This is a genomic window from Pseudomonas sp. PA27(2017) (genome assembly GCF_001945445.1).
In the GTDB taxonomy this organism is placed as follows: domain Bacteria; phylum Pseudomonadota; class Gammaproteobacteria; order Pseudomonadales; family Pseudomonadaceae; genus Aquipseudomonas.
Map to the genome: position 1 here is coordinate 98,143 of NZ_MSXW01000038.1, position 22,827 is coordinate 120,969.

At 65.4% G+C, this 22,827-nt stretch carries 21 protein-coding genes and 1 pseudogene; 14 read left to right on the top strand and 8 right to left on the bottom strand.

Annotation, left to right across the window (positions count from 1 at the left end):
- Positions 1-4 precede the first annotated feature (4 nt).
- From BVH06_RS17165 to BVH06_RS26345, 9 genes and pseudogenes are all read left to right on the top strand, one after another.
- Positions 5-664, top strand: a complete 660-nt coding sequence (locus tag BVH06_RS17165) for a bifunctional 4-hydroxy-2-oxoglutarate aldolase/2-dehydro-3-deoxy-phosphogluconate aldolase (protein ID WP_075934884.1) — start codon at positions 5-7, stop codon at positions 662-664.
- Between the two features lie 94 nt (positions 665-758).
- A complete protein-coding gene (locus tag BVH06_RS17170) occupies positions 759-1,577 on the top strand; it encodes a shikimate 5-dehydrogenase (protein ID WP_075934885.1) in 819 nt (272 codons plus the stop codon).
- 617 nt (positions 1,578-2,194) lie between these two features.
- Positions 2,195-2,353 carry a DUF3309 family protein gene (locus BVH06_RS17175; protein WP_004373322.1) on the top strand — a complete coding sequence of 53 codons (159 nt, stop codon included), beginning with the start codon at positions 2,195-2,197 and terminating at the stop codon, positions 2,351-2,353.
- A gap of 107 nt (positions 2,354-2,460) precedes the next feature.
- Positions 2,461-3,474, top strand: a complete 1,014-nt coding sequence (locus tag BVH06_RS17180) for a ligase-associated DNA damage response exonuclease (RefSeq protein ID WP_075934886.1) — start codon at positions 2,461-2,463, stop codon at positions 3,472-3,474.
- Positions 3,471-5,210, top strand: coding sequence for an ATP-dependent DNA ligase (locus BVH06_RS17185; protein WP_075934887.1), 1,740 nt, complete (start codon positions 3,471-3,473; stop codon positions 5,208-5,210). Before BVH06_RS17180 ends, BVH06_RS17185 begins: the two co-directional genes overlap by 4 nt.
- Entirely contained in the window at positions 5,207-7,786 is a 2,580-nt protein-coding gene (locus tag BVH06_RS17190; protein ID WP_075934888.1) for a ligase-associated DNA damage response DEXH box helicase, read from the top strand. The genes BVH06_RS17185 and BVH06_RS17190 overlap by 4 nt, the downstream gene beginning before the upstream one ends.
- Complete coding sequence (gene pdeM, locus BVH06_RS17195) at positions 7,783-8,442, top strand: ligase-associated DNA damage response endonuclease PdeM (RefSeq protein WP_075934889.1); 660 nt, start codon at positions 7,783-7,785, stop codon at positions 8,440-8,442. The genes BVH06_RS17190 and pdeM overlap by 4 nt, the downstream gene beginning before the upstream one ends.
- A 376-nt stretch (positions 8,443-8,818) precedes the next feature.
- Positions 8,819-9,733 (top strand): annotated as a pseudogene (locus BVH06_RS26340) (methyl-accepting chemotaxis protein); the annotation flags it as partial.
- 198 nt (positions 9,734-9,931) lie between these two features.
- Positions 9,932-10,636, top strand: coding sequence for a methyl-accepting chemotaxis protein (locus tag BVH06_RS26345; RefSeq protein WP_371257935.1), 705 nt, complete (start codon positions 9,932-9,934; stop codon positions 10,634-10,636).
- Positions 10,637-10,940: 304 nt separating this feature from the next.
- Here the strand turns inward: BVH06_RS26345 and BVH06_RS17205 are convergent, their stop codons facing one another.
- Together BVH06_RS17205 and BVH06_RS17210 are read right to left on the bottom strand one after the other, a co-directional pair.
- Positions 10,941-11,723 carry a hypothetical protein gene (locus BVH06_RS17205; RefSeq protein WP_075934890.1) on the bottom strand — a complete coding sequence of 261 codons (783 nt, stop codon included), beginning with the start codon at positions 11,721-11,723 and terminating at the stop codon, positions 10,941-10,943.
- A 105-nt stretch (positions 11,724-11,828) separates the two neighbouring features.
- On the bottom strand, positions 11,829-12,809 hold the full coding sequence (locus BVH06_RS17210) for an alpha/beta hydrolase (RefSeq protein WP_083652091.1): 981 nt from the start codon (positions 12,807-12,809) through the stop codon (positions 11,829-11,831).
- Between the two features lie 164 nt (positions 12,810-12,973).
- Between BVH06_RS17210 and aroC the strand changes: the two genes are divergently transcribed.
- From aroC to BVH06_RS17225, 3 genes are all read left to right on the top strand, one after another.
- Positions 12,974-14,065 carry a chorismate synthase gene (gene aroC / locus BVH06_RS17215; RefSeq protein ID WP_075930523.1) on the top strand — a complete coding sequence of 364 codons (1,092 nt, stop codon included), beginning with the start codon at positions 12,974-12,976 and terminating at the stop codon, positions 14,063-14,065.
- 68 nt (positions 14,066-14,133) lie between these two features.
- The gene (locus BVH06_RS17220; protein ID WP_075930522.1) at positions 14,134-15,279 is read left to right on the top strand and encodes an MFS transporter; all 1,146 of its coding nucleotides are present in this window, start codon (positions 14,134-14,136) and stop codon (positions 15,277-15,279) included.
- A 46-nt stretch (positions 15,280-15,325) separates the two neighbouring features.
- Positions 15,326-15,871, top strand: a complete 546-nt coding sequence (locus tag BVH06_RS17225) for a hypothetical protein (RefSeq protein ID WP_075930521.1) — start codon at positions 15,326-15,328, stop codon at positions 15,869-15,871.
- On the opposite strand, the gene BVH06_RS17230 is transcribed toward BVH06_RS17225, so the two are convergent.
- Positions 15,868-16,365 (bottom strand): methylated-DNA--[protein]-cysteine S-methyltransferase, encoded by a 498-nt coding sequence (locus BVH06_RS17230; protein WP_075934892.1) that lies wholly within the window; start codon positions 16,363-16,365, stop codon positions 15,868-15,870. The two genes, BVH06_RS17225 and BVH06_RS17230, sit on opposite strands and share 4 nt — an antisense overlap.
- 2 nt (positions 16,366-16,367) lie before the next feature.
- Positions 16,368-17,246 (bottom strand): DNA-3-methyladenine glycosylase, encoded by an 879-nt coding sequence (locus tag BVH06_RS17235; RefSeq protein ID WP_075934893.1) that lies wholly within the window; start codon positions 17,244-17,246, stop codon positions 16,368-16,370.
- 184 nt (positions 17,247-17,430) lie between these two features.
- Between BVH06_RS17235 and BVH06_RS17240 the strand changes: the two genes are divergently transcribed.
- Positions 17,431-19,509: an LTA synthase family protein gene (locus BVH06_RS17240; protein ID WP_075934894.1), complete on the top strand. Its 2,079-nt coding sequence runs from the start codon at positions 17,431-17,433 to the stop codon at positions 19,507-19,509.
- Positions 19,510-19,563: 54 nt separating this feature from the next.
- On the opposite strand, the gene BVH06_RS17245 is transcribed toward BVH06_RS17240, so the two are convergent.
- Both BVH06_RS17245 and BVH06_RS17250 read right to left on the bottom strand, forming a co-directional pair.
- The gene (locus tag BVH06_RS17245) at positions 19,564-20,115 is read right to left on the bottom strand and encodes a hypothetical protein (protein WP_075930517.1); all 552 of its coding nucleotides are present in this window, start codon (positions 20,113-20,115) and stop codon (positions 19,564-19,566) included.
- Between the two features lie 182 nt (positions 20,116-20,297).
- Positions 20,298-20,576 (bottom strand): hypothetical protein, encoded by a 279-nt coding sequence (locus BVH06_RS17250; protein WP_075930516.1) that lies wholly within the window; start codon positions 20,574-20,576, stop codon positions 20,298-20,300.
- A gap of 320 nt (positions 20,577-20,896) precedes the next feature.
- Between BVH06_RS17250 and BVH06_RS17255 the strand changes: the two genes are divergently transcribed.
- Positions 20,897-21,244, top strand: coding sequence for a ribonuclease E inhibitor RraB (locus BVH06_RS17255; RefSeq protein ID WP_075934895.1), 348 nt, complete (start codon positions 20,897-20,899; stop codon positions 21,242-21,244).
- Between the two features lie 12 nt (positions 21,245-21,256).
- Here the strand turns inward: BVH06_RS17255 and BVH06_RS17260 are convergent, their stop codons facing one another.
- Complete coding sequence (locus BVH06_RS17260) at positions 21,257-21,574, bottom strand: protealysin inhibitor emfourin (protein WP_075934896.1); 318 nt, start codon at positions 21,572-21,574, stop codon at positions 21,257-21,259.
- Positions 21,571-22,605: a M4 family metallopeptidase gene (locus BVH06_RS17265; RefSeq protein WP_075934897.1), complete on the bottom strand. Its 1,035-nt coding sequence runs from the start codon at positions 22,603-22,605 to the stop codon at positions 21,571-21,573. The genes BVH06_RS17260 and BVH06_RS17265 overlap by 4 nt, the downstream gene beginning before the upstream one ends.
- Between the last annotated feature and the right edge of the window lie 222 nt (positions 22,606-22,827).

Sequence of the window (22,827 nt, forward strand, 5' to 3'; positions counted from 1 at the left end):
GACCATGACACAAGCCATCAGCCGTCCAGCCCCGACCATGGCGGAAAAGATCGAAAGCATCGACGCGCTCTGCGCCCGTGCGCGGATCATGCCGGTGATCACCATTGCCCGTGAGGAAGATATTCTGCCGCTGGCCGACGCCCTGGATGCCGGCGGCCTGCAGGTGCTGGAAATCACTCTGCGCTCGCCCCATGGCCTGACCGCCATTCGCCGCCTGCGTGAAGAGCGCCCGCACCTGTGCGTGGGTGCCGGCACGGTGCTCGATCGCCATATGCTCGAAGCGGTGGAGGAGGCCGGCGCCCAGTTCATCGTCAGCCCCGGCTCCACCGACGAACTGCTGCGTGCTGCGCTGCAGAGCCAGGTGCCGATGCTCCCAGGCGTGGCCAGTGCCTCGGAGATCATGGTCGGTTATGCCCTGGGCTATCGCCGCTTCAAGCTGTTCCCGGCCGAAGTCTGTGGCGGTACCGCCGCGCTCAAGGCGCTGGGCGGCCCGTTTGGTGACATTCGCTTCTGCCCGACTGGCGGTGTCGGCCCAGCCAACGTGCGAAATTACATGGCGCTGCCGAACGTGATGTGCGTGGGCGGCAGCTGGATGCTCGACAGCAGCAAAGGCTGGGACGCCGTACGCCAGGCCAGTGCCGACGCCCTGGCACTGCTGGGCTGAATCACGGCCCGCCACGTGCGGGCGTGCTTGAACGTTTCCGTCGCCGGCTCGATGCCTCTGTCGCGCCGGCGTCTCTATTTTCCGAGGTTCGCGAATGACCCTGCGCATCAGCAAAGACACTCGCCTGTGCATGTCGCTGTCCGGGCGGCCCGGTAACTTCGGCACGCGTTTCCAGAACTACCTGTACCGCGAGCTGGAGCTGGATTACCTGTACAAGGCCTTCACCACCACCGATCTGCCGGCGGCCATTGGCGGCATCCGCGCTCTCGGCGTGCGCGGCTGTGCGGTGTCGATGCCGTTCAAGGAGGCCTGCATCGAGCACCTCGATGGCTTGCACGACTCGGCGGCGACGCTGCAGTCGGTCAACACCATCGTTGCCGACGAAGGCCGCCTAACGGGTTACAACACCGACTACAGCGCCGTGGTGAAGCTGCTCCAGAAACACGGCGTGCCGGCGGCCAGCCGCTATGCCTTGCGTGGCAGCGGCGGCATGGCCAAGGCCGTGGCCTGCGCGTTGCGCGACAGCGGCTTCACCGACGGTTGCATCGTCGCCCGTAACGAAGCGGCGGGCAGGGCACTGGCCGAGCAGTGCGGCGTGCAATGGCGTGAGGCATTGGACGACGGGCCAGCGCAGCTGCTGGTCAACGTCACGCCGCTTGGCATGCGTGGCGCCGAGGCCGACCAGTTGGCCTTCAGCGAGCGGGCGGTGGCGGCGGCGCAGTGGGTTTTCGATGTGGTCGCCGTGCCAGTGGAAACCCCGCTGATTCGCCTGGCCCGTTCCCTGGGCAAGCCAGTGATCACCGGCGGCGAAGTGATCGTGCTGCAGGCCGTCGAGCAGTTCGTGCTGTACACCGGCGTGCGCCCCGATGACGAGCTGATCGAACGCGCGGCGCGCTTCGCCCTGGCCGAGTAAGACGCTCAGGTCGCCGTCTCGCCCCGCGCGAATTCGACGGTGGCCGTGCCGTAAAACCGGCGGCGCAAGCACCTTTCGCCGCGGGTCGCGGCTCGCACACGGCGATCGCGACATCACGCGAATCGGGTGGGAGCGTCGTCCTCGGCGCGAACGATCATAGCCTTACCGCAAGAGCGATGTCGTACACACGATTCGCCGCGGGTCGCGGCTCTTACGCGGTAGCGGGTGCACAACCAATCATGTAGGAGCGTCGCCCTCGGCGCGAACGATCTTAGCCTTACCGAAAGAGCGATGTCGTACACACGATTCGCCGCGGGTCGCGGCTCCTACGTGGCCGCGGATGCACCGCCAATCGCCCCGGCGCGAACCCTCTGCGCGCTGGTGAGCCAAGATGCCCGTACCGGCACTTTGCAAAACGGTGTCATTAAAGTTTGCACTTTCCGTTTCCCCGCCAAGTCGTAAAAGGTGTAGGGCATGGCGCTGCGTCGAGCGCTCTGCCAGACGCTGGCTTCGCCGTAGCGCCATGCCCTGCATCCGAACGGAACGCCTTATCCAGGCTTCCGAAGCCAGGTGCGTCGCTAACCGGCGGCCGCCGACAGACGAGCAAGGAGATAGCCATGGGCTTGGGAACCATACTGCTGATCATTCTGATCCTGATGCTGATTGGTGCCATCCCGGCATGGCCGCACAGCCGCAGCTGGGGCTACGGGCCTACCGGCGGCCTCGGGCTGGTGCTGGTCATCGTGCTGGTACTGCTGCTACTGGGCTACATATGAGCCAGCGCCTGCATCGTTGATGCAGGCGTCGCCGTCGGCGGTTCCCGCCGCTGACGGTGGCCCAGCCCCGCAACATCCCCTCATTTTCCACTCCGGAGGTCGCCTGCTTGGATCTGGTGATTGCGCGGCCCGAAGGCCTGTACTGTCCTCCCGGAGATTTCTATATCGACCCCTGGCGCCCCGTCGAGCGCGCCGTTATTACCCACGGCCATGGCGACCATGCGCGCACCGGCAGCGCTCATTACCTGGCCGCAGCGCCGGGTGAGGGCATCCTGCGCACGCGCCTTGGGCGTGATATCAACCTGCAGACCCTGGCCTACGGCGAAACCATCGACCACCACGGCGTCACCCTGAGCTTCCATCCCGCCGGGCACGTGCTGGGATCGGCCCAGGTGCGCCTGGAGTACCGGGGCGAAGTCTGGGTCGCCTCGGGCGACTACAAGGTCGAGCCGGACGGCACCTGCGACCCATTCGAGCCGGTGCGTTGCCATACCTTCATCACCGAATCGACTTTCGGTCTGCCGATCTACCGCTGGCAGCCCCAGGCGCAGATCTTCGCCGGCATCAATGACTGGTGGCGACAGAACCAGCAGGCCGGGCGCGCCAGCGTGCTGTTCTGCTACGCCTTCGGCAAGGCGCAGCGCATCCTTCATGGCATCGACGAAAGCATCGGGCCGATCCTTGGTCATGGCTCCATGGAACCGCTGCATCAGGTATATCGCGATGCTGGCGTTTACCTGCCCGAAACGCGCTACGCCGGTGATGTGCCCAAGGGCGACCCGCTGCTGCGCCAGGCGCTGGTGCTGGCACCGCCGTCGGCTGGCGGCAGCACCTGGATACGCCGTTTCGGCGACTACAGCGATGCCTTCGCCAGTGGCTGGATGCTGCTGCGCGGCACGCGTCGGCGCCGCGGCGTGGATCGGGGTTTCGTGCTGTCCGACCATGCCGACTGGCCGGGCCTGCTGTGGGCCATCGAGCAGACCGGTGCCGAGCGGGTGATGGTCACCCACGGTTCGGTGAACATCCTCGTTCGCCATCTGCGTGAGCAGGGCCTGGATGCCCAGGCGTTCGCCACCGAATACGGCGAGGAAGACGACGCCGCTGCGGAGCCGAGTTCATGATCGCCTTCGCGCAGCTGTATACGCGCCTCGACGCCACCACCTCGAGCAACGCCAAGCTCGCTGCCCTGCAGGATTACCTGCGCGATGCCGAACCGGCCGATGCGGCCTGGGCCGTCTACTTTCTGGCCGGCGGCCGGCCTCGGCAACTGGTGCCTTCGCGGCAACTGCGCGAACTGGCGATGCAGCGTGCTGGCCTGTCCGACTGGTTGTTCGAGGAAAGTTATTCGGCGGTGGGCGACCTGGCGGAAACCATCGCACTGTTGTTGCCCGAGGCCACCTCGACCTCCGGAGACGGCCTGGCGGTGTGGGTCGAGCAGAAACTGCTGCCGTTGCGCGGCCTGCCGCCCGATGAACTGGCGATGCGTCTGGACGCCTTGTGGGCACAGCTCGACCGGCAATCGCTGATGGTCAGCATCAAGCTGATCACCGGCGCGTTCCGGGTCGGGGTTTCCAAGCTCTTGGTCACCCGCGCCCTGGCAGCCATCGCCGAGGTCGACGCCAAGCGCGTCGCCCAGCGCCTGGTCGGCTATACCGACCTGTCGAACCGGCCCACGGCGGCGTCTTACGAACGGCTCATCGCCGCTGAATCCGAAGACGAGCACGCCCAGCGCGGCGGCCAGCCCTATCCATTCTTTCTCGCCCATCCGCTACAGCGCCCGCTCGAGGAATTCGACGCCAGCCTGGGCTCGCCCGGCGACTGGCTGATCGAGTGGAAGTGGGATGGCATTCGCGCGCAACTGGTCAAGCGCGACGGCCAGCTGTGGGTCTGGTCGCGGGGCGAGGAATTGATCAGCGAGCGCTTTCCCGAACTGCAGGAATTGGCGCCGCTGCTGCCCGACGGCACGGTGATCGATGGCGAGCTGGTGGTCTGGCGGCACGCGCCGGAAGCCACCGCCAGGCAGGGCGAATTGATGGCCGCGGCGGCGGACGAGCCTGCCGAGCGCCTCAACGATCAGGTCGAGGAGCAGCTCGAACGATTCGGCATTCAGCCGTTCGCCTTGCTGCAGCAGCGCATCGGCCGCAAGACCCTCAGCCGCAAGCTGCTCGAGGAAGTGCCGGTGGCGGTGCTCGCTTACGACCTGCTGGAGTGGCAGGGCGAGGACTGGCGCAGCCACTCGCAGCACCAGCGCCGTGCGCAGATGGAACAGGTGGTGGCCAGTTGTGCCAGCCCTCGGCTGATGCCGTCGCCGCTGCTGCACGGCGACACCTGGCAGGCGCTGGCCGAGCAGCGTGAAGCCTCACGCTCGCTGGGCGTCGAGGGCATGATGCTCAAGGCCCGTGAGTCGGCCTATGGCGTTGGGCGCAGCAAGGACGTCGGCGTGTGGTGGAAGTGGAAGATCGACCCGTTGAGCGTCGACGCCGTGCTGATCTACGCCCAGCGCGGCCATGGCCGGCGTGCCAGCTTGTACAGCGATTACACCTTTGCCGTATGGGACGGCGCACCGGGCGATCCCGAACGGCGCCTGGTGCCCTTCGCCAAGGCCTATTCGGGGCTCACCGACGAGGAGATGCGCAAGGTCGATGCCATCGTGCGCAAGACCACGGTGGAGAAATTCGGCCCAGTGCGCAGCGTCACACCCAGCCTGGTATTCGAGCTGGGCTTCGAAGGCATCGCCCGTTCGCCCCGGCACAAGAGCGGCATCGCCGTGCGCTTTCCGCGGATGCTGCGCTGGCGTCATGACAAAGGCGTGGAGGAGGCCGATACCCTGGAGCTGCTGCAGGAATTGCTGCCATGAGCCTGGCCAGCACATGGCTGCGGCGTAGCGGCTGGAAGGCTTTCGATTTCCAGAAGGAGGTCTGGCAGGCCGTCGCCGATGGGCAGAGCGGCTTGCTGCATGCCTCCACCGGCGCCGGCAAGACCTACGCGGTATGGCTGGCCGCGCTCAATCGTTTCGCCGGTAAGGCGTCGCCGGAAAAGGCTCCAGTCAGCAAACGAGCGCCGGCAGCGGCGCCGTTGACGGTACTGTGGATCACCCCGATGCGCGCCCTGGCTGCCGATACGCAGCGTGCCTTGCAGGCGCCGGTCGACGGCCTGGAACTACCCTGGACGGTGGGCATGCGCACCGGCGACACCGGCAGCGCGGAACGTCAGCGCCAGGCGCGGCGCCTGCCCACGGCGCTGGTGACCACCCCCGAAAGCCTGACCCTGCTGCTGACTGGCGCCGACGCGAAAAACCAGTTCGCCCATGTCGGCATGCTGGTCGTGGACGAGTGGCACGAGCTGCTCGGCAACAAGCGCGGTGTGCAGTTGCAGCTGGCCCTGGCGCGGCTGCGCCGGTGGAATCCGCAATTGGTCGTCTGGGGGCTGTCGGCGACGCTGGGCAATCAGCCTCACGCTCTGGAGGTCTTGCTGCCCGACGGCAACGGGCGTCTGGTGCGTGGCGAGCAGGGCGGCAAACCGCTGATCGACACCCTGTTGCCGCCGGCGGTGGAGCGCTTTCCCTGGGCCGGTCACCTGGGTTTGCGGTTGCTGCCACAGGTGGTCGAAGAACTGGATAAGAGCAGCGTCAGCCTGGTGTTTACCAACACCCGCTCGCAGTCGGAACTCTGGTACCAGGCTCTGCTCGAGGCCCGGCCGGACTGGGCCGGGTTGATCGCCCTGCATCACGGCTCGCTGGCCCGCGAAGTGCGCGATTGGGTCGAAAACGGCCTCAAGCAGGGCAAGCTCAAGGCGGTGGTGTGCACCTCCAGCCTGGACTTGGGGGTCGATTTCCTGCCGGTCGAGCGGGTGCTGCAGATCGGTTCGGCTAAGGGCGTCGCACGCCTGTTGCAGCGCGCCGGGCGCTCCGGCCATGCGCCCGGGCGCACCTCGCGCGCCACCCTGGTACCGACCCATGCCGTGGAACTGCTCGAGGCGGCGGCCCTGCAGGATGCGGTAGCGGCCGGGCGGATCGAGGCCCGTGAATCCCCCCATCAGCCGCTGGACGTGCTGGTCCAGCACCTGGTCAGCATGGCCCTCGGCGGTGGCTTCCGGCCTGACGAGCTGCTGCGCGAAATACGCAGCACCTGGGCCTATCGCGACCTCGACGAGGCGCAGTGGCGCTGGGCACTGGCCTTCGTGCGCCAGGGCGGCGAGTCCCTGAGTGCCTACCCGGATTACCAGCGTGTCGAGCCGGACGCGGAGGGCGTGTGGCGGGTGCCCAGCCCGCGCCTGGCGCGGCGCCACCGGATGAGCGTGGGCACCATCGTCAGTGATGCCAGCCTGACCGTGAAATGGTGGAGCAAGGGCGGCGGTGGCGGTTCCCTGGGCAGCGTGGAAGAGGGTTTCATCGCCCGCCTGCGGCCCGGCGACGTGTTCCTGTTCGGCGGCCGCCCATTGGAGCTGGTGCGGGTCGAGAACATGACCGCCTACGTCAAGCGCAGCGCTGCCGGTAAAGCCAGCGTACCGCGCTGGAATGGCGGGCGCATGCCGCTTTCCAACACCCTGGCCGAAGCGCTGGTGGCGCGCTTCGGCGAGGCTGCTCAAGGCCGTTTCGAGGGCCCGGAAATGCGCCTGCTGCAGCCGCTGCTCGAGGTGCAGGCCAACTGGTCGGCATTGCCGTCGCCCGGCGCGTTGCTGGCCGAAACCCTGCATTCGCGCGAAGGCTGGCACCTGTTTCTCTATCCCTTCGCCGGGCGCAACGTGCATCTTGGGCTGGCCAGCCTGCTGGCCTGGCGACTGGGCCAGCGGCGGCCGTTGAGTTTTTCCATCGCGGTTAACGACTACGGCCTGGAACTGCTGTGCGCCAGTGAAGTGGAGTGGGGGCAACTGCTCGACGGCGAGCTGTTCGACGAGCGCGATCTGTTGCATGACGTGCTCGCCAGCCTCAATGCCGGAGAGCTGGCACAGCGGCGCTTTCGCGAGATCGCGCGGATTGCCGGGCTGGTGTTCGGCGGCTATCCCGGAGCGGGCAAGAGCCTGCGCCAGGTACAGGCTTCCAGCGGCCTGTTCTTCGACGTGTTCCGCCAGTACGACCCCGGCAACCTGTTGCTCGCCCAGGCCCATGACGAAGTGCTGAGCCAGGAGCTGGACGTGCAGCTACTGCGCCACACTCTGGCCGACATGCGCGCCGCGCAGTTGAACCTGCACGCCTTGCGCCGCGCTACGCCGCTGGCGTTTCCGTTGATGGTCGAGCGCTTTCGCGAGCGGCTCAGCTCGGAAAAGCTCGCCGACCGCATCGCCCGCATGCTCGGCGAACTGGAGCGTGCCGCCGGGCCTGGCCCGCAGGTGGCGGACGCTCCTCTGGTCGAGGTCGAACCGGCAAGCCGTCGCCGCGAGCGCAAGCGCAAGGATGGACGCCCGCGAGGCAAGGCCAAGGCCGGATCTGCATGAGTGCAGCTCATCTGGCAGTGGAGCTGGCCGGGGAAACCCTCTGGCTGCTGGCCGACAAGGCGCTGTACTGGCCGGCCCGCCAGGCGCTGCTGATCGCCGATGCGCATTTCGGCAAGGCGGCCACCTACCGCGTACTTGGGCAGCCGGTACCCCAGGGCACCACGGCGCGCAACCTGGAGCGCCTCGACCGGATACTGCAGGACTATCCCACCCGGCAACTGATCTTTCTCGGCGACTTCCTGCATGCCAGGCCGGCGCGCGGTGGCAGCACCCTGGCCGCTTTGCAGGCCTGGCGAGCCCGTAATCCCGCTCTGCAGATCCTGCTGATACGTGGCAACCATGATCGCAGTGCCGGTGATCCCCCGGCCGAGCTGGGTATCGAGGTGGTGGGCGAGCCTTGGCCGATGGGGCCGTTTGCCCTGTGTCACGAGCTGACGAGCTGCCCGGGCCGCCACGTGCTCGCCGGGCACCTGCATCCGGTGTTCGTGCTGCGTGGGCGAGGGCGGGATCGGTTGCGCATGCCGTGCTTCTGCATCGAGCCGGCGGCGACCCTGCTACCGGCGTTCGGTGAGTTCACTGGCGGCTTGGCCATCGAGGCTACCATCCAGCGGGCCATTTATGGGGCGCTGGATGGTTCGGTGTGGCGCTTGGCCTGATTTTTCGTGCGACAGATCGTCACGTCTCGAGTAGTCGGAATACTGGCGATTTGCCGTTTGTCGGCGATACATCGTTGAACAATCGTGATTTATCTCCCACTACGAGCGTCAACTTTTCGCCCGCATCTTCACCCGTCAGATGAAACGATTCACCTGCCTCTAGTTATTTATCGGCCTGCCGATAGAATGCGTGCCGCTCAAAAAATCAGCCTGGTCCAACAATAACTCTCCAGCTGCTCTAACTCGGTTTTAAAAGTCGGAGAACTATTGAATGAACAGCTGGTTTTCGAACATCAGCGTTACCTTGAAACTTGCCTTGGGCTTCGGCCTCGTGCTCGCACTCACCTGCATACTCGCACTGACCGGCTGGACCAGCATGGGCAGCCTCATCCAGCGCAGTGACTGGACGGCCGACATCGCGCGCCTGAACGACACGCTGACCGACCTGCGCATCACTCGCCTGCAATACATGCTGGCCAACGGCGACGAGCAAATCGCCGAAACCGTGCAGAAGTCCCTCGATGGCTTCAAGGCTCAACACGGCCAGGTTCTTTCCAGCTTCAAGAGCCCGGAAAACGTGCGCCTGCTGCAGGCCCAGGGGGCGCAGATCGACGCGTACCAGCTGTCGCTGAACAAGATGCGTAGTGGCTACCGTGCCAGTAACGACGCCCGCCAGGAAATGACCCGCAATGCGGTGACCGCTGGCGAGGCGATCGACGAGATCAACACCGCGGTAATGAACCTGCCGCCCTACGATGACAGTCGCGCTGCGCAGTTCCAGGCCATTACCAAGGCCAAGGAAGACTGGCAGCTGGTGCGTTATCAGGTGCGTGGCTACACCGGCACTCCAAACGCCGATGCCGAGCGCGCAGCCATCGCCCAGATCGATGCCACCATCAAGGATATGGAGTTCTTCCGCCAGGCATTCGCTGCCGAGCACCCTCAGCGCGTCAGCCAGGTCACCAGTGCGTTGGATAACTATCGCAACGCCGTCATGGCCTTCAAGAACGCCACCGAAACCATCGCCGTGGCGCGCAAGGAACTGACCGACGAAGGCTACGAGATCGTGCGCATCAGCAAGGAGCTGACCGCCATCCAACTGGAGCGCCGCAATAGCGAAACGGCCTCGGCCCGCACCCTGCAACTGAGCACCACGCTGATCGCCTTGCTGGTCGGCATCCTGGCTGCGTGGCTGATCACTCGCCAGATCACCCGCCCGCTGCAGGAAACCCTGGTCGCCGTGGAGCGCATCGCCGGTGGCGACCTGAGCCAGACCCTGCAGGTGACCCGTCGCGACGAAATGGGCGTGCTGCAGCAGGGCATCCAGCGTATGGGCAGCACCCTGCGGGACCTGATTGGCGGCATCCGCGATGGCGTCACCCAGATCGCCAGCGCTGCTGAGGAGCTGTCGGCCGTGACCGAGCAGACCAGCGCTGGGGTCAACAGCCAGAAGGTGGAAACCGATCAGGTGGCCACCGCCATGCACGAGATGTCCGCCACCGTACAGGAAGTCGCGCGCAACGCCGCCGACGCTTCGCGCGCCGCCTCCGATGCCGACCGCGAAGCCAACCAGGGCGACCGCGTGGTCGGCGAGGCCATCGCGCAGATCGAACGCCTGGCTGCCGAAGTGACGCGCTCCACCGAAGCGATGAGCCACCTGCAGCAGGAAAGCAACAAGATCGGCAGCGTGATGGACGTGATCAAGGCCGTGGCCGAGCAGACCAACCTGTTGGCCCTCAACGCCGCCATCGAAGCCGCCCGTGCCGGCGAAGCAGGCCGTGGCTTTGCCGTGGTCGCCGACGAAGTGCGTGGCCTGGCCCAGCGCACGCAGAAATCCACCGAGGAGATCGAGGAGCTGGTCGCCGGCCTGCAGCATGGCACCCAGCAGGTCGCCAACATCATGCACAGCAGCCGCGAGCTGACCGACAGCACCGTGGAGCTGACCCGCAAGGCCGGTGGTTCGTTGGAAAGCATCACCCGCACGGTGTCCAACATCCAGTCGATGAACCAGCAGATCGCTGCCGCTGCCGAGCAGCAAAGCGCGGTCGCCGAGGAGATCAGCCGCAGCGTGATCAATGTGCGCGACATCTCCGAGCAGACCGCGGCCGCCAGCGAGGAAACCGCCGCCTCCAGCGTCGAACTGGCCCGCCTGGGCAGCCAGCTGCAGCAGATGGTCAGCCACTTCCGCGTGTGATCGGGAAGCTTCGCTGACAAATGAAAAGGCCGTAGCTCCCAAGAGCTACGGCCTTTTCCGTTTTGGCGGCGGCGATGTTGCGGTGGCTTATTACCTGTTCACGATCTTTTTAGGTGGCTGCTACAAGGCAGAAGCAGACACTCAAACCAGCCTGTGGGAGCCCCGACCTCGGGGCGAAACGATTGCAGCCTGACTGCCCATTTCGGCGGTGCCTGAACGAATCGCCGCGAGGTCGCGGCACAACGGTTCGGATAACGGCTGCTTCCGCCACTTTGCAGGCAAAACGAAGGTCGTGAAGAGGCGCTTAGTGCGTGGCAATCCAGATCAGCAATCCCGCCTGGAACAAACAGAAGGCTACCAGGCAGGCAATGGTGAAACGCAGGCCGCCGTCTTCACGCTTGAGCTGCTCCAGGCGCTCATGCTGCTTGCGTAGCTGGGCGTCCTGTTCCTGCAGGTTCTGGTCGGCCAGTTGCAACATCTGCGCGGCGTCGAGCTGTTCGATGAACCTGACCTTCTCGTTGTTCCAGTCGCTGTGCAGGGCGCTGAGCCGCGGGGCGCTGTATTGCGCCTTGAGTTGATTCTCCTGGTAGTCGACGCTGAAACCCTGTGCCTTGAGGCAGTGATCACGCCGCGCGCGAGCTTCGTCGTTGAGTGCGTCGCGGCTGGGCAGGGGGCCGCTTTCCAGGGTGTAGTGAGCACAGTGCTGTTTGGCCCAGGCTGCGGCCTGAGCCAGCAGAAAGCGGCCCAGGCCGCGGTTCTGCGGCTCCAGGCTCAGCCCGCTGTCGGGGCCGAAGCGGGCTTCCTTGGTACGGTGGTCGAGCCACAGTTCCAGCACGTTCTGTTCCTTGCGCACCTTCTGGCCGGGCAACTGCAGGCTCAGGCGCAGCAGGCTGTGCTCCTTGCTATGCCGCTCGACGCGGCCGAACTGCACGAAGCGCAGCGGGCGGGCGCCTGTGTGGCGGTCGACCGGCAGGGGCGACAGGCGCAGCAGGCGAAAATGTTCCGCGGCCAGGCCGGCCCAGGGATGGGACGGCTGGGGTTGTTCGCCCTCCGGCGTGGCGACGGCGCTGGTTTCGCTGTCGGTCATCTGGCGTTCCTCGGCAAGCCACCCTGCTCGAGGCAGGGCAGTCTGGGCGGACTCATGATTCCGAGGGGCAACCAGCGGTCGTTGCGCAGCAGGTCATGAGCGGTTCTAAGGGTTATCGGCAGCGTTGGCCGTCTCTGCAGGCTGCAGTGCTTTGATGAAGCTGGCCAGGCGCGTGGTCAGGCCGCGGGCCAGGGGCAGGTCGGGGTTGTCGTAGGAGGCCAGTTGCGCCTCCATGTCCAGCGGCACGATGCGCAGCACGTGGTTCATGCCAGTGACGATCTGCAGCTCGGCACGCGGGTTGGCAGCGTGCAGCGCCTCGGCGTCCTGCACGCTGACCTGAATGTCGTGATCGCCCTGCAGAATCAGCGCCGGCACCTTGACCCGCGCGAAGGCAGCGGCCGGGTCCTGACGGAACAGGGAAATCAGGTAGGGCTGCACGCTGGTGCGGAACAGCACGGTCAGCTCGTCCGACACATGCGGCACCTGGCGGCCCTCGTGCAGGGCTTCGAGCAGCGCCTCGGCCTCACCACGCAGGCGAGGCGGCAGGCGGTTGCGCAGTTGTTCGCGCAGCAGCTGGTCGATGGGGCGTGCGCTGCCGGCGATCGATACAAGAGCATCCGCGCCTGCCTGATTGGCCGCTAGGGTGGCGATCAGTGCGCCTTCACTGTGGCCGACCAGAATCACCTGGCTGAAGCGTTTGTCCTGGCGCAACTGATGCACCCACGCCACTACGTCGGCCACGTAGCGCTCCACGCTGAGGTCGCGCTCATGGGGCGTGGCGGCAAAGCTGGCGGCGATGCCGCGCTTGTCGTAACGCACGCTGGCGATGCCTTGCTGGGCCAGGGCCTGAGCCAGCTTGCGGTGCGCGTCGTTATGCCCGCCACCGGGGTTGTTGCCATTGCGGTCGGTTGGACCGGAGCCGGCCACCAGCAGTACCACGGGCACCGCTGCGCTGCGCTGTGGCAGCACCAGCGAGCCCGACAGCACGCCCTGGCCGGTATCCAGGCTGACCGGTTCACGCAGGATGGGGGCGGCCTGAACCAGGCCAGTGAAGAGGGAAAGGGTCAAAAGCAAGGCTCGCAGCATGATGGAAACGGGTCTTTGATGGGCTCTGTTGGACGCTGGCATTTGGCCAAAGGTTCGCGCGCGGGTGATCTCGGCGGTTGGCTGGGAGTATACTCAGCGGCTTTCTTCATGGGCCTGCCTTTTCGCCGCAGGCTGCGGATCGAACTTCTCTGGAGCCTCGCGCAATGTCCGGCAATACCTTCGGCAAGCTGTTCACCGTCACCACGGCAGGCGAGAGCCATGGCCCGGCGCTGGTCGCCATCGTCGACGGCTGCCCGCCCGGCCTGGAGATTTCCCTGGACGACCTGCAGCGCGACCTGGATCGGCGCAAGCCCGGTACCAGCCGACATACCACTCAGCGCCAGGAAGCCGACGAGGTGGAAATCCTCTCCGGGGTGTTCGAAGGCAAGACCACCGGCTGCGCCATCGGCCTGCTGATCCGCAACACCGATCAGAAGTCCAAGGACTACTCGGCGATCAAGGACCTGTTCCGCCCGGCCCACGCCGACTACACCTACCACCACAAGTACGGCATCCGCGATTACCGTGGCGGCGGCCGCAGCTCGGCCCGTGAAACCGCCATGCGCGTGGCGGCGGGCGCCATCGCCAAGAAGTACCTGGCCAGCCAGGGCATCGTCATTCGCGGCTACATGAGCCAGCTCGGGCCTATCGAAATCCCGTTCAAGACCTGGGATTCGGTGGAAGAGAACGCCTTCTTCAGCCCTGATCCTGCCAAGGTGCCGGAGCTGGAGGCCTACATGGACCAGCTGCGCCGTGACCAGGATTCGGTGGGTGCGAAGATCACCGTGGTGGCCGAAGGCGTGATGCCGGGCCTCGGCGAGCCGATCTTCGACCGCCTGGACGCCGAGCTGGCCCATGCCCTGATGAGCATCAACGCGGTCAAAGGCGTGGAAATCGGTGACGGTTTCGCGGCCGTTGCCCAGCGCGGCACCGAGCACCGCGACGAGCTGACCCCGGCGGGCTTCGTGTCCAACCACGCCGGCGGAATTCTTGGCGGCATCTCCAGCGGCCAGCCGATCGTGGCTCACCTGGCGCTCAAGCCGACCTCCAGCATCACCACGCCGGGCCGCTCCATCGATGTGAATGGCAACCCGGCGGACGTGATCACCAAGGGTCGCCACGACCCCTGCGTCGGCATTCGCGCCACGCCCATCGCCGAAGCGATGATGGCCATGGTGCTGATGGATCACCTGTTGCGTCACCGTGGGCAGAACGCCGACGTGCGCGTGAATACGCCGGTGCTGCCGCAGCTGTGAGCATACCGGTGCGCGCCGGTAGCAGGGCCGGCGCTCTGTTCGCGCCGGCAGCCTGAGGCTTGCCGCCCATGGCTACACTGCCGTACTGGCGCCTGTCCGGCTTCTACCTCTTCTACTTCGCGTTGCTCGGCGCCACGGCGCCGTTTCTCGGCCTGTATTTCGCGCACCTTGGCTTCTCGCCGGCGCGTATCGGCGAGCTGGTGGCCATTCCCATGCTGATGCGCTGCATCGCGCCGAACCTGTGGGGCTGGCTGGGGGATTACAGCGGGCGGCGCCTGCTCATCGTGCGGTTGGGCGCCCTGTGCACCTTGCTCAGCCTGAGTCTGATCTTCGTCAGCCAGAGTTACGCCTGGCTGGCACTGGTGATGGCCCTGCATGCGTTCTTCTGGCATGCGGTGCTGCCGCAGTTCGAGGTCATCACCCTGGCGCATCTGCGCGAACAATCGGCGCGCTATGCGCAAATCCGCCTGTGGGGCTCGATCGGTTTCATTCTCAGCGTGGTCGGCCTGGGCAAGGCCTTCGACCTGTTGAGCCTGGACGTCTATCCCTGGGCGTTGCTGCTGATCATCACCGGCATCGCCCTGAGCAGCTTCTGGGTGCCGGATGCGCAGCCGTTGGCGTCCTCGCAGGCGGCGGGTCAGGGTGGTTTGCTGAGGCAGCTCAGGCAGCCTGGGGTGCTGGCCTTCTACCTGTGCGTCGCGCTGATGCAGCTGTCCCACGGGCCGTATTACACCTTTCTGAGCATCCACCTGGAACAGCTCGGTTACAGCCGTGGGCTGATCGGTATGCTGTGGGCGCTGGGGGTGGTCGCCGAGGTGCTGGTGTTCATGGCCATGGCGCGCCTGCTGCAACGCTTCAGCCTACGCCAGGTGCTGATCGCCAGCTTTGCCATCGCGGCGCTGCGTTGGGTGCTGATGGGCTTTCTGGCCGAGCACCTGAGCGTGCTGCTGTTCGCCCAGGTGCTGCATGCCGCCACTTTCGGCAGTTTCCACGCTGCATCCATCGCCTTCGTGCAGCGCAGTTTCGGCGCACGCCAGCAAGGCCAGGGGCAGGCGCTGTACGCTTCGCTGGCCGGCATCGGCGGCGCGCTGGGTGCCTTGTACGCCGGCTATAGCTGGAACGGCCTTGGCCCGCAGTGGACATTCGCCCTGGCGGGGCTGGCCGCGTTGGTCGCAGCCGTTATCATGGCCCGACGCACGGCCGAGCCGACATGACCCATCAGGCCGCCGCAAGGTGGCCGACACCAGACAGGAACTACCCATGAGTCGCCTGAGCGTTCACCACCAGTCCAGCCCGCAGATTCCCAACAAGGTGCTGGGCCATGCCGAGGACATCGCCAGTACCCTGGCGGCCGTCGGCATCGAATACCGCGAGTTGCCGCTCCAGGCGCGGGTGCAGGCCGGCGATGCCGGCGAGGCCATTCTCGCCGCCCTGGGCGAGGCGCTGGAGCCGCTCAAGCGTGCCGGCGACCTGAGCCAGGCCGAGGTGATCAGCATCGACCAGCGCCACTGGCCCCGTGAGGGCGACAAGCCGGTTCAAGCGCCGGTCGAAGTGGTGGCCGACGGCGCGCAGCTTTACCTGTTCCTGGCCGGGCAGGGCATGCTGAGCTTGCATGTCGATGACTACGTCTATGCCTTGGTCGGTGAGCGCAATGCGCTGATCAACGTGCCGGCCGGCACGCGTCACTGGTTCGATCTGGGCGAATTTCCCCACTGCGCGGCGATTCGTCTGTCTGCCGCCAACGCCGTGGCGGCGCGGCCAAGCGGTGCTGCCATCGCTGGCGACTTCCCGCGCATGGAAGACTAGTCGAACAGGCTGGCCTGGGGCCGCGGCACCGCGCCTTCGAGTTCCAGCAGCAGCTGTTTGCGCGGCAGGCCGCCGGCAAAGCCGGTAAGGCTGCCGTCACGGCCGATCACCCGGTGGCAGGGAATGATGATGCAGATCGGATTGGCGCCATTGGCCGCGCCCACGGCGCGCACTGCCCTGGGCCGCTCGATGCGTTGGGCGAGGGCGCTGTAGCTGTCGATCTTGCCGAAGGGAATCTGCTGCAGCGCCTGCCATACCGCCTGCTGGAAGGGCGTGCCCTGCGGGTTGAGGCGCAGCTCGAAGCGTTGCCGGCGGCCTTCGAAGTATTCATCGAGCTGGCGGCTGGCGTCATCGAGCTGTGAGCCAGCCTCGCGCCAGCCATCACCGATCTGCCAGGGCGTGCGCTCCACGTCCATCAGCAACTGCTGCAGACCGCGCTCGTCGCCGACCATGAACAGGCGGCCGATAGGGCTTTCCTGATAGCGATAGAACATCCTCAGCCTCCCGAGTAGTTGTGCCACAGGTGCGCGGCGGCATAGGCGCGCCACGGCCGCCAGACCTCGGCATGCAATTGCAGTTGCCGGGCGCTGATGCCGGCCGGGCCCCAGATCGGCGCCTTGAGCAGGCCCAGGTCACTGGCGGGGAAGGCGTCGGCATCGCCGAAAGCACGCAGGGCGATGTATTCGGCCGTCCACGGGCCAATGCCGGGCAGGGCGCACAGGCGCTGGATCAGCTCGCTGGCGCCCTGGCTGATGTCCAGGCGCAGTTTGCCGCTGGCCACCTGGGCGGCGAAATGCTGCAGGGTCTGCACCCGTTTGCCGGGCATGCCGATGCCGTCGAGAGTGGCCGCGGCGATGGCCGCCGGGGTCGGGAACAACCGGTCGATACCGGCGGGAGCGCCCGCCAGTGGTTCGCCGAGCCGCGCCAAGAGCCGCCCGGTGATGGTGACCGCCGCCTTGACCGTGACCTGCTGACCGACGATGGCGCGCACCGCCTGTTCGAACGCATCGAAGGCGGTGGGCAGGCGCAGGCCGGGGTGGCGCGCGAGCATCGCTGCCAGATGCGGGTCGACGGCAAAATGTGCGGCGATCAGCGCCGGGTCGGCATCCAGGTCGAACATGCGCCGTACTCGCTGCGTGAGTTCCGGCAGGCAGGCGGATGCCGAGGTGCCGTGCTCCAGCCGCAGGGCATGCTCATCGGGCAGTGCGGTGACGCGAAACCAGCCGATGGTCTCTCCAAGGCGAAAGCTGCGGCAGTAGTCGCGCTCACCCAGGTATTCCTGCCCGGCGATGGCGCGCAGCCTGAAGTGGGCGTGGAACTGTTGCCAGTCCCAGGGCGCCTGGTAGGGCAGAAGGATGGATTCGGTGTTTGTCATGGCGTGACGATAACGCCGGGGTGGCGCCTTGTCAGCGTGTAAAGTGACTTTCAAACCTGCTCACGTCCAACTTGCCGAGAACCGCTATCGACAAATTTTTCACATCCGAACGTACAGACTGCCGCCGCGCCGCTCGCCGATACAGGCCGAGCCCGCAGTAAACGTTTCTTGCGGATGATCGAACATGACCCCTACAGCAGTTCAGGGCACCCCGTCCAACTCCTTGCAGCCGATACGCAGCCAGTTGCTCTTCACTCTGTTCAGCGGCCTGGCCCTGCTGGTGATGTACACGCTACTGCGCGTCGCCTTGCTGGCCTACAACCGCGAACTGATCGGCGACACCCCGAGCGCCGCCTTCGTCGAGGCCTTCTACAACGGCCTGCGCTTCGACCTGCGCGTGGTGGTCTACGCCTGCGCGCCACTGCTGATCGCCTTACTCAGCACCCGCGCTATGTTGGCCCGCGGCTGGCAGCGCCTGTGGCTGACGGTCTTCGCCAGCATCACGCTGTTTCTCGGCCTGGCCGAGCTGGATTTCTACAAGGAATTCCACCAGCGCCTCAACAGCCTGGTGTTCCAGTACCTGCAGGAAGACCAGGCCACCGTGATGAGCATGCTTTGGAACGGGTTTCCGGTAGCCCGCTACCTGGTCGCCTGGTTCGTCATCACCGGCCTGTTGTGGTGGAGTTTCAGCCGCTTCGATCGGGCCAGCCGCACCAAGGTGCAGACCGGTGCGGGCGTCGCTCGGCCGAAGGTCGCCTGGTACTGGCGGGTGTCGGTGTTCTTTCTGTGCCTATTGATCGCCGTGATCGCCGCTCGCGGCCACCTGCGCCAGGGCCCGCCGCTGCGCTGGGGCGATGCCTACACGACCGAATCGATGTTCGCCAACCAGCTGGGTCTCAATGGAACCCTGACGCTGTTCACCGCCGCTCAGGCGACTTTCGGCCCGCACCGTGACAACACCTGGCAGTCGACCATGGAAGACGCCCAGGCCCGGCAGATCACCCGCGACATGCTGCTCACTCCGGACGACCAGTTGGTCGATGCCGACAGCGCTGCCGTGCGCCGCGTCTACACGCCGCCGAGCGACAAGACCCTGCCGATCCGCAACGTGGTGGTCATCCTGATGGAAAGCTTTGCCGGGCATTCGGTCGGCGTCCTCGGCGCACCCGGCAACATCACCCCGTATTTCGACAAGTTGAGCCAGGAGGGGCTGCTGTTCGACCGTTTCTTCTCCAACGGCACCCATACCCACCAGGGCATGTTCGCCACCATGGCGTGCTTTCCGAATCTGCCAGGCTTCGAGTACCTGATGCGCACGCCGGAAGGCTCCCACAAGTTTTCCGGCTTGCCGCAGCTGCTCGGCGCCCGGGGTTACGACAATCTGTACGTCTACAACGGCAACTTCCAGTGGGACAACCAGTCCGGCTTCTTCAGCAACCAGGGCATGACCCATTTCATCGGCCGCGAGGATTTCGTCGACCCGGTGTTCATGGACCCGACCTGGGGCGTGTCCGACCAGGACATGTTCGACCGCGGTGCCCTGGAACTGAAGAGCAATTACGGCCAGAAGCCTTTCTATGCGTTGCTGCAGACGCTTTCCAACCACACGCCGTACGCGTTGCCAGAGGATCTGCCGGTAGAGCCGGTAATGATCGATGGCAAGGAAGACCTGCACCGCACCGCCATGCGCTATTCGGACTGGGCGTTGGGGCAGTTCTTCGAGAAGGCCCGCAAGGAACCGTATTTCAACGAGACGCTGTTCGTGGTGGTAGGCGATCACGGCTTCGGTGGTTTCGACCAGGTTACCGAGATGGACCTGCAGCGCTTCAACGTGCCGCTGCTGCTGATCGCGCCCGGTATCCAGGAGAAGTTCGGCAAGGTCAGCCACACCGTCGGCACCCAAGTGGATATCGTGCCGACCATCATGGGGCGCCTCGGTGGCGAGACGCGTCATCAGTGCTGGGGCCGCGATCTGCTCAACCTGCCGGAGGGCGACGGCGGTGTCGGTGTGATCAAGCCCTCTGGCGGCGACCAGACCGTTGCTATCGTCACGGCCGAGCAGGTGCTGGTGCAGCCCAAGGACTTCGAGCCGCGTCTGTACCGATATCAACTGGGCGCCAAGCCGACCGCCACGCGCATCGAAGGCCCTATCGATGACGCGCTGAAGAAACGCCTGGAAGGCTTCTTGCAAACCGCCACCAAAAGCTTGCTGGACAATACGGCTGGCGTGGTGAACGGCATGCCTGACAAGCCAAAGCCCTGAGGCAGAAATGAAAACCGGCGCCTAGGCGCCGGTTTTCATTGGGGCAGGTGAGTGTCAACTGCAACCTTCTACGTAGAACACCGCAGGCGGCAGGCCGATGCGCCAACGGGTCACCACACCATTGCTATCGGTTTCGAACACCAGCCGCGCGTCGCTATCGACATAGGGCGTGACGATGAAATCGGTGGCACCTGGCTCGTACTTGTTGGGCTGCTCCTCGAAACGGCCCGGGTAGGTGGCGCGAATCTGCTGGGAGCTGCTGCCTACCTGCAGGCCACGCGGTGCCTTGCGTTCGCGGCTGTCGATGTCGTAGCGCACGAACTGGCCGTTCTCGAGCATGAACGAGGTGCCGAAGCCCTTGGCTGGGCGCGGCTCCTGGAACAGCTGGCGGCAGGTGTCCGAACCACCGCCATCACGCAGCGAACCTTTCCAGGCGGCGCGCACGGCGGTTTCGTCGCTGCCGAAGCGGGCGCTGGCAAAGCCGGTGAACGGACTGAGATCCTCCTTTTCCTGCAGCTTGGGCGGACTGCTCTGGGCGGCGGAGGCGGTTTTGGCGGGGGTATTGCTGGCGTCGCTGCAGGCGCTCAGCGCCAGAATACTGGTCATCACAACAGCGGAAATTGAAAGCGTACGGTTCGCCATGAAAATCCAACCTTCGTCTCGAATGGGAACGGCCGCACCTGGGTGCGGCCGAATCTGTGAGGCATGAGACCGGTTGAATCAGGGCATTTGCATGCCGGGTTATCAGTCAGGAAGCCCGCTGCGTATGCAGGCTTCCCATCGCAGTCTCATGCTGCGTGGCGTTTGGCCACATTTTCGGGAAAAAGATCCCGGCTTTTATCCAGATGCTGATCGACCAGCCACTTGCCGTGGGCAATCGAGGCCTGTTGGGCCTTGGTGAGGTCGTCGAGAAAGGCGCCGTTGACGGGCAAGGCCAGGCGGCGCGTGGTGCGCCCGTCCGGAGTGGTGATACGGCAACCGCCTGCCCAGGGCGTGGGAATACCGGGGTGCTCCATGACCTCGGCACTGATGTGATGATCGCGGTAGGTGCACTGCAGCGTACTCATGGTGTGGTACCTCGTGGGTCTGGCCCCGGGCAGCACGATGATCTGGCGCTGCCGGCAGGGCGTGGCTTCACTCTCGGGTATAGCACGCTGATGTGGGCCGGCGCGGCAGGCCGACGAGCTGCGCCGAAGATAGTTGCATGACCCGGCGCGCACTGCGGTCTATTCTTTGAGGGCGTGCTACGTTGATCGAGTACGTACCTTCAAGTCAGCTCGTACCAGAGGCCCCGGCCTTCGCGTCATCACGGTGCGCCGTGTGTTGCATGTTGAGACAGATCGCCGGTTCGACGGCGTATCAATTCCTCGTCCGATGGAGATCAACTATGAGCACGATTCTGCACGAAGATGTTGGTAGCGGCATTCTGCGCCGCATGAAGGAGGGCGGATTCGATTTCGCCAGCGTCCATCCCATCGAGTTCTATGCCATTTTTCCCGATCAGAACCAGGCATTGAAGGCCACTCGCAACTTTCGTGGCGAAAGCCTTCATGCTCAGGTCACCGAGCGTGACGAGGGCGACTGGTATCTGCAGGTCAGCAAGGTCATGCATGTCACGCCCGCCGGCATCGGCGACTTCGCCCAGGATCTTGAATCGGTGGTGATTCCCCTTGGCGGCGAGCTGGACGGCTGGGGGGTGACCCAGCAGATCAGTGCCGCCAACGCTCAGGAATAGCGTCGGGCAGCGCTATAGACCTTTTTCCCAGAGCGTCACCAGATCCCGGGGAGCCTGCTCCTCGGGAACGTTCAGCACCAGTTCCTCCTGCGCACGGCGTGCGCAGGTCTGCAGCTCGATACGATAGAAGCGCCGGTCGCCACGGCCCACCGCATCGCTGGCAACGGGCAGGCAAGCCTCCAGCAATGAACATACCTGCCCGCGCTGGTTCGGGTCGCACTGGGCGAAATCGATCTCCCGAGGGCGACTCAGCGCAGCGACCGCCGCGAAGCCGCCTTGTCGGGAAATGCGTACCAGCGCCTCGTCGCTCAGTGGCGGTAGCTTGTTCATGGTGCGGCGCCCTCGACACCTACGTCGCTCCAGGCCTTGGCCACCGCAGCGGCCTCCGGCGAGCCCTTGCCGAAGCGCTGCTCGGCACGGTCCACGCACAGGCGCGCGAAGTCGATGAAGTCGGCGTCGTTGCCCAGACGCTGGTCACATAGGGCGTCGTACCAGATCGGCCCGGCTTTCTCCCAGGCATGACCGCCCAATGCCTTGGCAGCCAAGTAAAAAGCACGATTGGGAATGCCCGAATTGATATGCACGCCACCGTTGTCCTCACGGGTCTGCACGAAGTCGCGCATATGCCCTGGCTGCGGGTCCTTACCCAGCAGGGGGTCATCGTAGGCGCTACCTGGCGCCGACATCGAGCGCAGCCCCTGGCCGTTCACCGATTCGGTCAGCAGCCCGGCACCGATGATCCAGTCCGACTGCTCGGCAGTCTGCTGCAGGGCGTACTGCTTGGTAAGGATGCCGAACACGTCGGAGAGCGACTCGTTTAGGGCGCCGGACTGGTTGACGTATACCAGCGCTGCCTCGCTGTCGATGACGCCGTGGGTCAGCTCGTGGGCGACCACGTCGAGCGCGATAGTGAAGCGATTGAAAATTTCGCCGTCACCGTCGCCGAATACCATCTGCTCGCCATTCCAGAAGGCGTTCTCATAGCGCTGGCCGTAATGCACGGTGCCCAGCAGCGGGATGCCATTGCCATCGATGGAGTGGCGGCCGAGCACTTCCCAGAAGAAACGGTGGGTGGCGCCCAGCGCATCGTAGGCCTCGTCGACGGCCTCGTCCCCGCTGGCTGGCTGGCCCTCGGCGCGGGCGAGCTGGCCGGGTAGCTGCATCTGCTGCCCGGCATCGAAGATGCTGCGCTCGGGTTGGCCGGCCGCTACCGCGCGACGCGTAGTGGCCACGCGCGGCTTGCCGTTGTTATGCCTGAGCGAGCTGACGTGCTGCAGGGTATTGCGTGCGCAATCGCGCTGACGCTCGGAGCCGTGGCCAATGATGCGGTCGAGGATGTAGGGCGGTATCAAGCTGTTCATCGTGCATTCCTTGTCCGGAAAAGCGGGTAGGCCAGGTGGAAAACTGACCTCTCAGAGGTGGGAACGCAATGCGCCGGCAATGTTTCTGCCGCACCGACATTTCTGGACAGAAGGGCATGAGAGAAAAGTGCAATGCTTTGCCGTCTCGCCTGTCTGAGATTTCACGGGGGCAGACATGCCCCGCCAGCCTGATTGAACGTGATGCATGGGAATCGCGCACGC